The 14,483-nt window shown below is 58.2% G+C and carries 10 protein-coding genes and 1 tRNA gene; 9 read left to right on the top strand and 2 right to left on the bottom strand.

The genetic code is table 11. The features are described from left to right. Positions 1-25: 25 nt before the first annotated feature. Positions 26-1,051 carry a tRNA (adenosine(37)-N6)-threonylcarbamoyltransferase complex transferase subunit TsaD gene (tsaD, locus tag KCG88_RS19845; protein ID WP_011063838.1) on the bottom strand — a complete coding sequence of 342 codons (1,026 nt, stop codon included), beginning with the start codon at positions 1,049-1,051 and terminating at the stop codon, positions 26-28. Positions 1,052-1,251: 200 nt separating this feature from the next. Between tsaD and rpsU the strand changes: the two genes are divergently transcribed. The 8 genes from rpsU (at position 1,252) to KCG88_RS19810 (ending at position 12,219) form a co-directional block, all read left to right on the top strand. Next, a complete protein-coding gene (gene rpsU / locus KCG88_RS19840; RefSeq protein WP_002551877.1) occupies positions 1,252-1,467 on the top strand; it encodes a 30S ribosomal protein S21 in 216 nt (71 codons plus the stop codon). A gap of 483 nt (positions 1,468-1,950) precedes the next feature. After that, positions 1,951-3,924 carry a DNA primase gene (dnaG, locus tag KCG88_RS19835; protein ID WP_210712950.1) on the top strand — a complete coding sequence of 658 codons (1,974 nt, stop codon included), beginning with the start codon at positions 1,951-1,953 and terminating at the stop codon, positions 3,922-3,924. Positions 3,925-3,991: 67 nt separating this feature from the next. Then, positions 3,992-5,839, top strand: coding sequence for an RNA polymerase sigma factor RpoD (gene rpoD / locus KCG88_RS19830; RefSeq protein WP_011063840.1), 1,848 nt, complete (start codon positions 3,992-3,994; stop codon positions 5,837-5,839). Positions 5,840-5,955: 116 nt separating this feature from the next. Continuing rightward, positions 5,956-9,699, top strand: coding sequence for an EAL domain-containing protein (locus KCG88_RS19825; RefSeq protein WP_210712949.1), 3,744 nt, complete (start codon positions 5,956-5,958; stop codon positions 9,697-9,699). A 15-nt stretch (positions 9,700-9,714) separates the two neighbouring features. After that, positions 9,715-9,791: transfer RNA gene (locus KCG88_RS19820), tRNA-Ile, on the top strand. Positions 9,792-9,917: 126 nt separating this feature from the next. After that, positions 9,918-10,973, top strand: coding sequence for a site-specific integrase (locus KCG88_RS19815; protein WP_210712948.1), 1,056 nt, complete (start codon positions 9,918-9,920; stop codon positions 10,971-10,973). A gap of 251 nt (positions 10,974-11,224) precedes the next feature. Next, on the top strand, positions 11,225-11,455 hold the full coding sequence (locus KCG88_RS30975; RefSeq protein ID WP_033045894.1) for a hypothetical protein: 231 nt from the start codon (positions 11,225-11,227) through the stop codon (positions 11,453-11,455). 2 nt (positions 11,456-11,457) lie between these two features. Further along, positions 11,458-12,219, top strand: a complete 762-nt coding sequence (locus KCG88_RS19810) for a helix-turn-helix domain-containing protein (protein WP_210712947.1) — start codon at positions 11,458-11,460, stop codon at positions 12,217-12,219. A 181-nt stretch (positions 12,220-12,400) separates the two neighbouring features. On the opposite strand, the gene KCG88_RS19805 is transcribed toward KCG88_RS19810, so the two are convergent. Next, entirely contained in the window at positions 12,401-12,667 is a 267-nt protein-coding gene (locus KCG88_RS19805) for an antitoxin VbhA family protein (protein ID WP_152632659.1), read from the bottom strand. 446 nt (positions 12,668-13,113) lie between these two features. Between KCG88_RS19805 and KCG88_RS30970 the strand changes: the two genes are divergently transcribed. Beyond that, positions 13,114-14,343, top strand: coding sequence for a HEPN domain-containing protein (locus tag KCG88_RS30970; RefSeq protein WP_246882744.1), 1,230 nt, complete (start codon positions 13,114-13,116; stop codon positions 14,341-14,343). Positions 14,344-14,483 lie beyond the last annotated feature (140 nt).

Here is a 14,483-nt window from a genome sequence, read left to right as displayed (position 1 = left end):
CCAGCCTGAGCCTCCCCGCATGAAGTCAGAGGGCTGACAACTGCTCCATAGGCCAACGCGCCTGCACGCTGATCGCCAGGCTTTCCTGCTGCCCGGCCTGCAAGCGCTGGCAACCGGCAAAGGCGATCATCGCTCCGTTGTCGGTGCAGAACTCGGGACGGGCATAGAACACATTGCCCTTCATTTCAGCCAGCATCTTTTCCAGCGAAGCGCGCAACGCCTTGTTGGCACTTACGCCCCCCGCAATAACCAGGCGTTTGAGACCGGTCTGCTTCAAGGCACGCTTGCATTTGATGGTCAGAGTCTCCACCACCGCCTGCTGGAACGCGAGAGAGATGTCGCAACGGGTTTGCTCGCCGTCGTCTCCAGCGCTTACGCACTGCTGCCAGGTGTTCAAGGCGAAGGTTTTCAAGCCGCTGAAGCTGAAATCCAGCCCCGGGCGATCAGTCATCGGCCGTGGAAAGACAAAGCGCCCCGCTACGCCCTGGGTCGCCAGGCGCGCAATCTCGGGGCCACCCGGATAATTCAGGCCGATCATCTTCGCCGTCTTGTCGAACGCCTCGCCTGCGGCGTCATCCAGGGTCTCGCCCAACAACTCGTATTGGCCGATACCATCGACCCGAACCAACTGGGTATGACCACCGGACACCAACAAAGCGACGAACGGGAATTGCGGAGGTTGCTCCTCCAGCATCGGCGCCAGCAGGTGGCCCTCCATATGGTGCACGCCCAGGGCTGGAATGCCCCAGGCAAAGGCCAGCGCCTGGGCGCAGGAAGCCCCCACCAGCAAGGCACCGACAAGGCCGGGGCCAGCGGTGTAGGCAATCGCGTCGATCTCGGTAGGCACGCAGTCGGCCTCGGCCAGCACCTGGCGGATCAAGGGCAGCATGCGCTTGACGTGATCCCGGGAGGCCAGCTCCGGCACCACGCCACCGTAGGCGCGATGCAGGTCGATCTGGCTGAACAGCGCGTCGGCCAGCAGGCCCCGCTCACTGTCGTATAACGCGACGCCGGTTTCGTCGCAGGACGTTTCTAATCCCAGTACTAGCATGGGTTTGCGCCTTGTAGAGGCTGAATTCGAAGGCGCGCATAATAGTCGCCACTCCCGCGCCCGACCAGCGGTTTTCGATCAGAGGCTTTGCATTCCGAGCGTTGAGGGGTTAACATCCGCAACCCTTAAAAACCGACGACCTCAGCCGCGATTTTTGCGACGAGAACGTTGACCCCGGTAATGAATGAAGGTAGCTCTGGATGCCAGCCGTCAAAGTTAAAGAGAACGAACCCTTCGACGTAGCTCTGCGTCGTTTCAAGCGCTCCTGCGAAAAAGCCGGTGTTCTGGCTGAAGTTCGTAGCCGCGAATTTTACGAGAAGCCGACTTCTGAGCGTAAGCGCAAAGCAGCTGCTGCTGTTAAGCGTCACGCCAAGAAAGTTCAGCGCGAACAGCGCCGCGCCGTACGTCTGTACTAATACACAGACGTTCGTTGCAAGCTTCTGCCAAGCCCGGCCCTCAGCCGGGCTAATGGCATTTGCGGAATACGCTTGATGCTTCACCGTCGAAGCCGCCCATGCGACCCAGACGATTCTGCTTCACCACGTCAGACCTGGCTTCTTGCCAGCGGTGCACGTCTTTTCTGACGAGCCTTCCAAGGCTACTGACGAGCACACCCTTATCTGATTCCTACAGACGATCAGCCCAAGGCGCCCTTCTCCAGCGCCCGCTTAATGAGCTATCCGAGGCCAGCCCAAAGCCACTGTCGGACTCAGCGCAACACCTTCAAATAGTCGAATACTGATTGAAACTAACGTCAGTGGACGTTCGGCAGATACACTTCCCGACTGCGATCACGCCGAAAACCAGGGTCGAGCCGCGCAACCTCACGCTTGGCCGCCACCTGAACTTTCGACAGTGTCGCCAGGGCTATCTTTGCGCGCAGTGATGACGAGAACGCCATGGCCGGGCTTATTCCCCAGAGCTTTATTGACGACCTTCTGAACCGCACCGACATCGTCGATGTCGTCAGTTCGCGCCTGCAAATCAAGAAAGCCGGCAAGAACTACACCGCCTGCTGCCCCTTCCACAAGGAAAAGACCCCCTCCTTCAGCGTCAGCCCCGACAAGCAGTTCTACTACTGCTTTGGCTGCGGCGCAGGCGGGAACGCCCTCGGCTTCATCATGGACCACGACAACCTGGACTTTCCCCAGGCCGTCGAGGAACTGGCGAAGGCGGCTGGCATGGAAATCCCCCGCGAAGAGAGCAGCCGCGGCCAGCGCAAGCCTCGGCAACCCACCGACTCACCGCTGTATCCGCTGCTCACCGCCGCCGCCGACTACTACCGCCAGGCCCTGAAAAGCCATCCAGCGCGCAAGGCTGCGGTCGACTACCTGAAGGGGCGCGGCCTTACCGGCGAGATCGCCCGGGACTTCGGCCTGGGCTTCGCTCCGCCTGGCTGGGACAACCTGTTCAAACACCTGAGCAGCGACACCCTGCAGCAGAAAGCCATGATCGATGCCGGCCTGCTGATCGAGAACGCCGAGACCGGCAAGCGCTATGACCGCTTTCGCGACCGGGTGATGTTCCCGATCCGTGACACCCGCGGCCGAATCATCGCCTTCGGTGGCCGGGTTCTGGGAGACGACAAGCCCAAATACCTGAACTCCCCGGAAACTCCGGTCTTCCACAAGGGCCAGGAGCTCTACGGCCTGTTCGAAGCCCGCAAGAACAACCGCAACCTCGACGAAATCATCGTTGTCGAGGGCTACATGGACGTCATCGCCCTGGCCCAGCAAGGCCTGCGCAACGCCGTGGCCACCCTGGGTACCGCCACCAGCGAAGAACACCTCAAGCGCCTGTTCCGCATCGTACCCAACGTACTGTTCTGCTTCGACGGTGACCAGGCGGGACGCAAGGCCGCCTGGCGCGCCCTGGAGGCGACCCTGACCTGCCTGCAGGACGGGCGCCGCGCGCGCTTTCTGTTCCTTCCCGAAGGCGAGGATCCGGACACCCTGGTCCGCTCCGAAGGCACAGATGCCTTCCGCGCCCGAATCAACCAGCATGCACAACCGCTGGCCGATTACTTTTTCCAGCAGCTGATCGATGAAGCCGACCCGCGCTCACTGGAAGGCAAGGCCCATCTGGCGACCCTGGCCGCGCCACTGATCGAGAAAATCCCCGGGGCCAATCTGCGCACCCTGATGCGCCAGCGCCTGAGCGAAATCACCGGCCTGACCAACGAAACGGTCAACCAATTGGCCCACAGCGCACCGCCCGAAGCGCCACCCGCCTACGACGCAGGCATCGATTACGACGCGATGCCGGATTACGCCGACTACCATGAGCCGCATCAGGAGGCGTACACCCCACAACAAGAGTGGACGCCAAAGAAAAATGCCGGCGGCAAGAAGTGGGAAAACAAACCCTGGGACAAGAACGGCAAGGGCAAGCGCCAGGGCGATCGCGACCAGCCACGCGGCCCGCGCATTCCCGCTGCCGTGGAACCGCCTACCCTTTCAGCCTTGCGCACTTTGCTGCATCACCCGCAACTGGCAGAAAAAGTTGAAGATGCCGGGCATTTTGCCGATGACGACAACACCAATACCCAGTTGCTGGTGGCTCTGATCGAAGCCGTGCAGAAAAATCCTAAGCTACGCTCTATTCATCAATTGATGGCGCGCTGGCACGGCACCCAGCAAGGGCATCTGCTCACCGCATTGGCGGAAAAAGAATGGCTGATCGACGGAGATAACCTTGAACAACAGTTTTTCGACACCATTAATAGCTTGTCAGCTCGCCAACGCGAGCGTGTTTTAGAGCAACTTCTCAGGAAATCGCGTCAAAGCGAGCTCAGCAGCGAAGAGAAAAAACAGCTGGTTGAGCTTCTAAAACGCAATGTTCCCGCATCAAACCCGACCTCAACTGGCGCGTGAGGTCATAGCTCGGGTATAATCCTCGGCTTGTTTTTTGCCCGCCAAGACCTTCAGTGGATAGGGTGTTATGTCCGGAAAAGCGCAACAGCAGTCTCGCCTCAAAGAGTTGATCAGCCGTGGACGTGAGCAGGGTTACCTGACTTACGCGGAGGTCAACGACCACCTGCCGGAGGATATTTCAGATCCGGAACAGGTGGAAGACATCATCCGCATGATCAACGACATGGGGATCAACGTATTCGAGAGTGCTCCGGATGCGGATGCCCTTTTGTTGGCCGAAGCCGATACCGACGAAGCAGCAGCTGAAGAAGCCGCCGCAGCGTTGGCGGCTGTGGAAACCGACATTGGTCGCACTACCGACCCAGTGCGCATGTACATGCGCGAAATGGGCACGGTAGAGCTGCTCACACGTGAAGGCGAAATCGAAATCGCCAAGCGTATCGAAGAGGGTATCCGTGAAGTGATGGGCGCAATCGCGCACTTCCCTGGCACGGTTGATCACATCCTCTCCGAGTACACTCGCGTCACCACCGAAGGTGGACGCCTGTCCGACGTTCTCAGCGGGTACATCGACCCGGATGACGGCATTACGCCGCCTGCCGCCGAAGTGCCACCGCCTGTCGACACCAAGACCGCGAAAGCGGATGACGACAGCGAAGACGAAGAAGCGGAAGCGACCGAAGACGAAGAAGAAGCCGAAAGCGGTCCGGATCCGGTCATCGCCGCACAGCGCTTTGGCGCCGTCGCCGACCAGATGGAAGTCACCCGCAAGGCGCTGAAGAAACACGGCCGCGAGAACAAGCAAGCCATCGCCGAAATGCTGGCCCTGGCTGAACTGTTCATGCCGATCAAACTGGTTCCGAAGCAATTCGAAGGCCTGGTTGAACGTGTACGCAGTGCCCTGGATCGCCTGCGCCAGCAGGAACGCGCCATCATGCAGCTCTGCGTGCGTGATGCCCGCATGCCACGTGCCGACTTCCTGCGCCAGTTCCCGGGCAACGAAGTGGATGAAAGCTGGACCGACGCCCTGGCCAAAGGCAAGAGCAAGTACGCCGAAGCCATCGCCCGCCTGCAGCCGGACATCATCCGTTGCCAGCAGAAGCTGACCGCTCTTGAAGTCGAAACCGGCTTGAAGATCGCCGAGATCAAGGACATCAACCGTCGCATGTCGATCGGTGAGGCCAAGGCCCGCCGCGCGAAGAAAGAGATGGTTGAAGCCAACCTGCGTCTGGTGATCTCCATCGCCAAGAAGTACACCAACCGTGGCCTGCAGTTCCTCGACCTGATCCAGGAAGGCAACATCGGCTTGATGAAAGCGGTGGACAAGTTCGAATACCGTCGCGGCTACAAGTTCTCGACTTATGCCACCTGGTGGATCCGTCAGGCGATCACTCGCTCAATCGCCGACCAGGCCCGCACCATCCGTATTCCGGTGCACATGATCGAGACGATCAACAAGCTCAACCGTATTTCCCGGCAGATGCTGCAGGAAATGGGTCGCGAACCGACCCCGGAAGAGCTGGGCGAACGCATGGAAATGCCTGAGGACAAGATCCGCAAGGTATTGAAGATCGCCAAAGAGCCGATCTCCATGGAGACCCCGATCGGTGATGACGAAGACTCCCATCTGGGTGACTTCATCGAAGACTCGACCATGCAGTCGCCAATCGATGTCGCCACGGTTGAGAGCCTGAAGGAAGCAACTCGCGAAGTACTCTCCGGCCTCACTGCCCGTGAAGCCAAGGTACTGCGCATGCGCTTCGGCATCGACATGAATACCGACCATACCCTCGAGGAAGTTGGTAAGCAGTTCGATGTGACCCGTGAGCGGATCCGCCAGATCGAAGCCAAGGCGCTGCGCAAGCTGCGCCACCCGACGCGAAGCGAGCATCTGCGCTCCTTCCTCGACGAGTAAGCCCAAGACCCCCAGCCCAGCTGGGGGTTTTGCTTTTTGCAGCCCATCCTTCTTTCCTTCCCCGCCCCATAGCCCGTCTACACTCGAAACATTCCCCGTGCCATAACGAGACGGTTATGCCCAGACTGTCGGCCATGCTCCTGCTGGCGCTGCTCACCTGGACCGCAACGGCTGGCGCGCTGACTCTCACCGACGAAGAACGTAGCTGGCTCAAGACTCACCCGGAACTGCGCCTGGGTGTGGACGCTTCATGGCCGCCTTTCGAGTATCGGGATGAGGAAGGCCGCTACCAGGGCCTGGCCGCGGACTACATCCACTTGATCCAGGAACGCCTGTCCGTAAACCTCAAGCCCGTCGAGCCCGCCAGCTGGACCGAGGTGCTAGAGGACGCCAAGCAAGGCAAGCTGGACCTGCTGCCCGGGATCATGTCGACCCCCGAACGCCAGAACTACATGGCCTTCACCCGGCCTTACCTGGACTTCCCCATCGTCATCCTCGCCCATGAAGGCGGCGCGCAACCCCACAACCTCAAGGAGCTGTACGGCCTCAAGATAGCGGTGGTGGAAAACTACGCCCCTCACGAACTGTTGCGCACCCACCACCCGGACCTGAACCTGGTGGCCATGCCCAATGTCAGCTCGGCGCTGCAGGCCCTGGCCACCGACGAAGTGGACGCCGTGGTCGGCGACCTCGCCTCCAGTGTCTGGAGCCTGCGTCAGCTCAAGCTCGACGGTCTCTATGTCAGCGGCGAAACCCCGTATCGCTATCAGTTGGCGATGGGCGTTCCGCGGGAAAACAAGGTTCTGGTAAGCATTCTCGACAAGGTGCTCGCCGATCTCAGCCCCGAGGAGATCAGCACTATCCAGCAACACTGGGTGGGCAGCGTGCTCGACCACAGGACCTTCTGGTCGGATGTCCTGATGTATGGCCTGCCCGGTCTACTGCTGCTGGTCACCGTGCTGGCGGTGGTGATCCGCATCAACCGCCGCTTGAGCTCGGAAATCTCCCGGCGGGTCGCCCTGGAACAGGAACTGCGCAGCAGCGAATACCACTACCGCAGCCTGGTGGAAAGCCTGTCTGCGATTGCCTGGGAGGCGCGCATCAGCGACTTCACCTACAGCTATGTGTCGCCCCATGCCGAAGCCCTGCTGGGCTATCCCCTGGCCCATTGGCTGATTCCCGGCTTCTGGCGCAACATCATCCACCCCGCGGACCTGACCCGGGCCCAGGCCTTCTGCGACCACGAAGTGCAGGCCGGGCGGGATCACAGCCTCGACTACCGGGTGATTACCGCCGATGGTCGCTGCCTCTGGGTACGCGATATCGTCAGCCTGATCGAGCATGGCCACGAACCGGTGATGCGCGGGCTGATGATCGACATCAGCGAGACCAAGCACACCGAAGAGGCCCTGCGCCTGTCCGAACAGAAGTTCGCCTCGGTGTTCCAGCAATGTCCGGACATCCTGGTGATTGCCCGGCTGTCCGACGGCTGCCTGCTGGAAGTCAACAAGGCCTTCGAGGAGCAGATCGGCCTGAGCGCGCAAAGCGTGGTTGGCCAGACCGCCACCGAGCTCAATATATGGGGCATCCCCGGGGTCGGACCGGGGCTGCTGCAACGCTTGCAGGCCGGCAGCATCCGCAATCTGGAAATGCCCTTTCGCCGGCATAACGGCCAGTTGTTCACCGGCCTGATCTCCGCCGAGCCCTTCGACCTCGACACCACGCCGGCGCTGGTGGTGGTGGTGCGCGACATCACCCAGCTCAAGGAAACCCAACAACAACTGCAGACCTCCGAGGAGAAGTTCGCCAAGGCCTTCCATGCCTCCCCCGATGGCCTGCTGCTGACCCGTCAGCGCGACGGGCTGCTGATCGAGGTCAACGAAGGCTTCAGTCGCATCACCGGCTTCAACAGCGCCATGTCGCTGGACCGCTCGACCCTGGACCTGGGCATCTGGGTCAATCTCAATGAACGCAAGCAGATGCTCGACCTGCTGCAGCGCGATGGTTTTGTCCGCGACTTCAACTGCCATATCCGGCGCAACGATGGCCAGATCCGCCTCTGCGAGCTGTCGAGCCGGCCACTGCCCATCGGCGGTGACGACTGCATGCTGACTATCGCCCGGGACGTCACCGACCGCCGCCTGATGCAGGAGAAGCTGCAACAGGCGGCGACCGTATTCGAAAGCACGGCCGAAGGCGTGATGATAACCGATACCCAGCAGCGCATCAGCGCAGTCAATCGCGCCTTCAGCGAAATCACCGGCTACAGCGAACGTGAAGCCTTGGGCCACACTCCACGCCTGCTTGCCTCGGGCCTGCATGACAGCGCCTTCTACGCCGCGATGTGGCATCAGTTGACCCTGGAAGGCCACTGGCAGGGTGAGATCTCCAACAAGCGCAAGAACGGTGAGCTTTATCCCAACTGGTTGACCATCAATGCGGTGCGCAACCGGGAAAACCAGATCACCCATTTCGTCGCGGTGTTCGCCGATATTTCCAGCCTCAAGCACGCCCAGGCGCGGCTCGACTACCAGGCTCACCACGACCCCCTGACGGGCCTGCCGAATCGCACCCTGTTCGAAAGCCGGCTGCTCAGTGCCCTCAATAGCCAACAGGACAACGGCAGCCAGGGTGCGGTGCTGTTCCTCGACCTGGACCGGTTCAAGCACATCAACGACAGCCTCGGCCACCCGGTGGGCGACCTGCTGCTCAAGGGCATCGCCGTGCGTCTTAAAGAACAGTTGAGGGATATCGACACCGTGGCCCGCCTGGGTGGAGACGAGTTCATCATCCTGCTGCCGGGCCTGCATCAGGCCAGCGATGCCGATCACATCGCCACCAAACTGCTGAACTGCTTTACCGCCCCCTTCCAGGCCGGCGAACACGAGTTCTTCATCAGCGCCAGCATCGGCACCAGCCTGTACCCCAAGGACGGCTGCGATGTCGCCACCCTGATCAAGAACGCCGACGCCGCCATGTATCGCTCCAAGGCCAAGGGCCGCAACCGGGTCGAGCGCTACACCCGCGACCTGACCGCCCAGGCCAGCGAACGGGTCGCCCTGGAGCACGAGCTGCGGCGAGCCATAGAACGCAACGAGCTGTCGCTGTATTTCCAACCCAAGGTCAGCCTCAGCAACCACGAGTTGGTGGGCGCCGAAGCCCTGATCCGCTGGCATCACCCCACTTTCGGCGATGTGCCCCCCGAACACTTCATTCCCCTGGCCGAAGAAAACGGCATGATCCTGCTGATCGGCGACTGGGTACTGGAACAGGCCTGCCTGCAACTCAACAACTGGAACCGGCGCTTTGAGGATTTCGGCCCACTGTCGGTGAACCTCGCCGGCGCCCAGTTGCGCCAGCCCAACCTGCTGGGGCGCATCGAGCAGCTACTGCGCGACTATGACCTGCAGCCCGGAATGCTACAGCTGGAGATCACCGAGAATTTCATCATGAGCCAGGCCGAAGAAGCCCTGGAAGTGTTGCATCAGCTCAAGCGCCTGGGCGTGCAACTGGCCATCGACGACTTCGGCACCGGCTACTCGTCCCTCAGCTACCTCAAGCGCCTGCCCCTGGACTTTCTCAAGATCGACCAGTCCTTTGTCCGCGGGCTGCCGGACGACCCCCACGACGTGGCGATTGTCCGCGCCATCATCGCCCTGGGGCGCAGCATGCAGTTCACGGTGATTGCCGAAGGTGTGGAAAACCAGGAGCAGCAGACCTTCCTCACCCTGGAAGGCTGCGAACAGATCCAGGGTTTTATCGTCAGCCTGCCCCTTGAAGCCGAAGAGTTCTGTACGACCTTCCTGCGAATCCGAGTTTCCGATTTTTCGGATAGCACAGCCGAGAAACCATCGCTATAATCCGGCGCCTACTGAGGGCCTATAGCTCAGTTGGTTAGAGCAGAGGACTCATAATCCTTTGGTCCACGGTTCAAGTCCGTGTGGGCCCACCAACTCCAAAGCCGCGCATTGCGCGGCTTTCGCGTTTCTGGCGGAACCATCACAGATACAGTCCTATGGTCCAAAGGTACAAATTAGGTACAGTGCGGCTTCGCTTGCACGCCTTTGGAGTCCTTCAGATGGCCACAATCGTTAAAACCCCTGCCGGCACCTGGAAGGCCGTCATCCGCAAAACCGGATGGCCTACCAACGCCAAAACCTTCCGCACCAAACGCGACGCCGAAGACTGGTCACGACGCACCGAAGACGAAATGGTGCGCGGCGTGTATATCCAACGCAGCGGCTCCGAGCGACTGACGCTCGAAAAGGCGCTCCAGCAATACCTACGTGAAGTGAGCCCTACCAAGAAGCCGACTACACAGCGAGCAGAGGCCACCAAGGCGCAGCAGTTGATACAGCATCTGGGCAAGTATTCCCTCGCAGCGTTATCGTCCGAAGTGATCGCCAATTATCGCGACACCCGACTGGGCTCACTCACCAACCGCGGCAATCCCACGAGTAACAATACGGTGCGGCTGGAGCTGGCTTTGCTTAGCCATCTGTTCACGGTTGCGATTCAAGAGTGGGGGCTCGGATTAACCTTTAACCCAGTGCTCAATATTCGTAAGCCGAGCCCAGGCGAAGGTCGAAATAGACGCCTCATGGCTGATGAGGAAAAACGCCTATTGGCAGCAGTGAACAAGCACAGCAACCCCATGCTGGGGTGGATTGTCCAGATTGCCTTGGCAACGGGCATGCGCGCTTCTGAGATCGCGAGCCTACGTCGCTCACAGATTGATATCCAAAAACGGATAGTGCGGCTCTCAGACACGAAAAACGATAGCGCTCGTACCGTCCCTCTGAGCAAATTAGCTACCGAGGTATTTCGTACCGCCCTGGCGAATCCGGTACGTCCTATCGATTGTGATTTGGTCTTCTTCGGCGAACCAGGAAAGGACCAAAAGCGTCGCCCTTATGCGTTCACGAAAATCTGGGGCACGATCAAGAAAAAGGCTAACGTACCCGATTTCCGCTTCCATGATCTTCGACACGAGGCTGTCAGCAGGCTTGTCGAGGGAGGACTTTCTGATCAGGAGGTTTCCGCGATCAGCGGTCATAAATCGATGCAGATGCTCAAGCGCTATACGCATTTACGTGCCGAGGATCTGGTGCGTAAGCTCGATCAGTTTGGCTGAGTTCCCGACCTTAAAAAAGAATGTAGCAGCTATCCGGCTGCTGCCTTCTATTGTTTTCCTTCTGTTATATTTTGTTTTCTTTAGTTTTCCTGTGTTTTTTAGTTGTTACCAATTTGTTTTTCAACACAGCCACACTCCTGTTGGCGACAACTTCCCAGCAAACCCCTATCTTTACTGTCACCAAACTTAATTGATAGCTTTCTCCGAACATTACAAATGATACGTAAGCCAACGTAACTACGGAGAAATATATGACTTCCGAACAATACCTTTTGGACCGGTTTGGTCCGTTGATGAGCATGGCTCAAGTCGCAAACTTGTTGGACCGTTCTGCAGACGGATTCAGAGTAGCGATGTACAGCGACTCAGAGCTCTCCAGAAAGCTGAAGCCTGCGGTTGTTCGCGTTGGGCGTCGAGTCTACTTCCGCACTCTGCAAGTCAACCAGGCACTGTCTCTTGATACCCCAGCTCTTCAGGCCTGAACATGAGCTACAGGACTATAGACTGGGTTTATAACCAGCAGCTACCTGCGCAAGACAAGCTCATTCTCGTTTATATCGCTAAATGCGAAAACGAACAGGAGCCCTGTTTTGCCAGCGTAAAACTGTTGGCTGCTAAATGCGGCGTTTCGGCCCGAACAGTACAAAGGATCTTGAAGAAGCTCTGTGAAGCCGGACTTGTCTCCTCTACCCCACGGTTTAGAACTGACGGCTCACAAACCAGTAACTTCTACACTATTAACGTTGAGCAGGATGTCACAGCTATGTCACCCCCCCATGACATTCAACTGACAGGGGGGGATGTCAGCCGGGTGTCACCGCCCGACGCCACGCAGATGTCAGGCCTTGAACTACCAAATAAAACCAAATCAAAGCCACTACTACCTTCGGACACGTCACCCAGGCATCTGGTTTATCCACAAGGGTTGACGAAGCATTCCAAGGATTCAGTTGGTAGGATCCTGCAAGGAATCCCCACCGATGCCGCCCAGACCCTTCTGGATGAACTGGCCGGGGCTATGGCCGCAGGTTTCATCAAAAAGGGACCTGAATACTGGCTCTCTGGGGTAGCGATGAAATATCGGGCCGGGCAATTCAAACCGAACCTTGGTTTGGAGATAGCAAAAAACAGAAGACCTCAGGCGAGCCTTCCCTCACCAAACAAGCCGCCTGCAAGCGACGTGAAAGTGGACCGAGGAGTGGGGAACAGATTCCTCGCCCAGTTACGACCACAGCGAACGCCATGATGACGTTTTTTAAGAGCTCTAGGCCTCTCCGCGCTCCGCTTGGGCAACCCCTTCGGTTGCACCCCGCGTCCTATCCTTGCCGGACTGGCGGCAGGGGCAGGTCCTGCGGCTTCGCCTGGTTCCTACCCCTGGCGCTAGGCTTGGACGCTTGCAGCTGTATCAAGGGTAAAGGCTGCGCCCATCATCCTCGCCCGTTCGGTGCTCGCCCTGAAGGGCTCCGCTCCGCTGCGGCCTCCGGTGATGCCCTTGACACATCTTCCAGCTCAGACGGCGCTGTAGAGCGTACAAAATCACTCAAATCCAGATCGCCGTCTACAAAAGCCTGAGCGCGAGCTTCATCTTCGGTGCTTAGGCTGTAACCCGAAAGCTCGGTCGATGCTCGAGCATAATCGACCGCTTCCTGCCTGCGCTTCCGCTCTTCGTCGGTAATGGTATTGCGTAGCTTCATTTGATCACTCCGAAACACCGACAGATTAATAACAAGACAAATTCAGCGCGGACTCAGTGGGTCAAGGGCGGCACCACAAGCCGCAGCCCGCGAAGCGGGACCGGGTGAGGATGCCGGCGCAGCGAACCCTTGACGCGCTTTTCACGATGACCCTATTGGCTGGGTTGCGGGAGGCGTTATCCCCGCAGCCCTGCCACCCGGCGAGGGGCAGGAAGTCCAGAGGGGCAGAGCCCCTTTGGGAAGGTCCACGAGCACGCAACCCTCCCGGCTATTTTGGATCTGTCATGCACGTATTGATAGTCAGTGCATGCACCTTTTAATCAAAGGGTGCTCTACCATTGCAGAACCACCAGTGAATACGCAGACCATATTGAATGGACATGCACGCGAGAATACGACGGATTGCTAATAGCGACCTAGCCACCTTGTTTCGAACGAAGGAATTGATGCCTGCAACAAAAGCATTCAAAAATTTCGATCTGATGGAGAGGTTATACCGCGAAATCAAAACCCCCAGCGGCGGCCTGATCTATCTGTCTGAAAAAGCGTATGCAAGTTTTCTGCGTTTAGTAAAAACGGTAGAAGCGCATGCTCACGGTCGCGATATCGTTACGTCCGACGAAATTTATCGGGCATGCAAAATTGAGCTGGGCCACCTATACGAACAAGAATCTCCGTCGAAAGATATCGATACCTTTCTCGCCGAGGTGGAAATTGCGCTCAAGAATCAAATCAGTACGCACAGGTTCTACACGACGCTAGATGGTCTAAGCCTCAACGGTGTGGATCAGATGAGAATCGGCAGGTTGGAATTACATAGGCCTCGCTTAGAAATACTGGAGCAAAGTGTCGCGAACGAAGCGATGGTCAGCGGGACTTGGAAGCGAATGGAGAGAGGTCTTTGGATCTCAGGGGAAATTAAAGGAAGCAGAAAATACGCAGAACGGTGCTTTTTTGAGGACGTGAAGGCAGCATGCGGTTTACTTGCGGTCTCGCTGACCACCCTTTCAGAACGAGGCGGCTGCGCCGTGCGATTGACACCAAGCATGACGGGGCGACTCAGGCCAAGCGCGGTGACGTGGTTTTCAATTGAGACAACCTCCAACAAACTATGCACAAGTGCCTCCATGACAGGATTTCATTCTGTCGATCTCGATAGCGACCTTGTCAACGGGTTACAGACCTCCGACTGGTTCAGTGTGTTGACCCGCGTCATCCAAGCCGGCGGGGATAGCGACATTGAGCATGCAGTGAGACGTGCAATTTATTGGTTCTTCGATGCACAGACGGATACTTCAGCGGAAATGCAGCTGGTGAAATTCTGGAGCTGTATAGAATGTTTCTTTTCCTTTGAAAATGCAGGGGAAACCACGACCAAAATTAAACGCGGCCTCACCGCATTGCTGACGTTCGGAGGCTACAAGTTTTCCAGCTTAGACTCCTGGAGAGAGCTTGAAAAAGAGATCGACGCGCTTTACCAACTGCGCTCCAGTGCAGTTCATGACGCAAGACATAGCCACGTATCGGATCGTGACATCACCACAGTCAGCAAGTGGGCCGCGTGGGCCATTCTAGAAATTTCTGGGCTAATCTCTAACGGCTTCGAAACCCGGGCTCAGATCAAGGAACAAACAGATCGCTTGTCTGCAATGCTTCAGAAGCAACGTGCTCATTAGGCGTCTCCCAGCTCACCTTATGTAAGTTAGGAAGACACCCATGGCTCTGGTAGCAGTTGACCACTATCAAAGCGGCTGCCCGTAAGCACAAATCTGCCCTTTGTTTCCGCGCATCCAGACCGCCACCAAGCCTATATGTT

Origin of the sequence: Pseudomonas sp. MWU349, from assembly GCF_017947325.1 — a bacterium.
Lineage (GTDB): Bacteria > Pseudomonadota > Gammaproteobacteria > Pseudomonadales > Pseudomonadaceae > Aquipseudomonas > Aquipseudomonas protegens.
This window is presented reverse-complemented; position numbering and strand designations above follow the sequence as displayed.

What these genes read in the sequence shown, in the direction of transcription:
- dnaG (WP_210712950.1), top strand. Translation starts at nt 1,951, where the DNA reads ATGGCCGGGCTTATTCCCCAGAGCTTTATTGACGACCTTCTGAACCGC.
- KCG88_RS19805 (WP_152632659.1), bottom strand. Translation starts at nt 12,667, where the DNA reads ATGAAGCTACGCAATACCATTACCGACGAAGAGCGGAAGCGCAGGCAG.
- rpoD (WP_011063840.1), top strand. Translation starts at nt 3,992, where the DNA reads ATGTCCGGAAAAGCGCAACAGCAGTCTCGCCTCAAAGAGTTGATCAGC.
- rpsU (WP_002551877.1), top strand. Translation starts at nt 1,252, where the DNA reads ATGCCAGCCGTCAAAGTTAAAGAGAACGAACCCTTCGACGTAGCTCTG.
- KCG88_RS19815 (WP_210712948.1), top strand. Translation starts at nt 9,918, where the DNA reads ATGGCCACAATCGTTAAAACCCCTGCCGGCACCTGGAAGGCCGTCATC.
- KCG88_RS19810 (WP_210712947.1), top strand. Translation starts at nt 11,458, where the DNA reads ATGAGCTACAGGACTATAGACTGGGTTTATAACCAGCAGCTACCTGCG.
- tsaD (WP_011063838.1), bottom strand. Translation starts at nt 1,051, where the DNA reads ATGCTAGTACTGGGATTAGAAACGTCCTGCGACGAAACCGGCGTCGCG.
- KCG88_RS30975 (WP_033045894.1), top strand. Translation starts at nt 11,225, where the DNA reads ATGACTTCCGAACAATACCTTTTGGACCGGTTTGGTCCGTTGATGAGC.
- KCG88_RS19825 (WP_210712949.1), top strand. Translation starts at nt 5,956, where the DNA reads ATGCCCAGACTGTCGGCCATGCTCCTGCTGGCGCTGCTCACCTGGACC.
- KCG88_RS30970 (WP_246882744.1), top strand. Translation starts at nt 13,114, where the DNA reads ATGCCTGCAACAAAAGCATTCAAAAATTTCGATCTGATGGAGAGGTTA.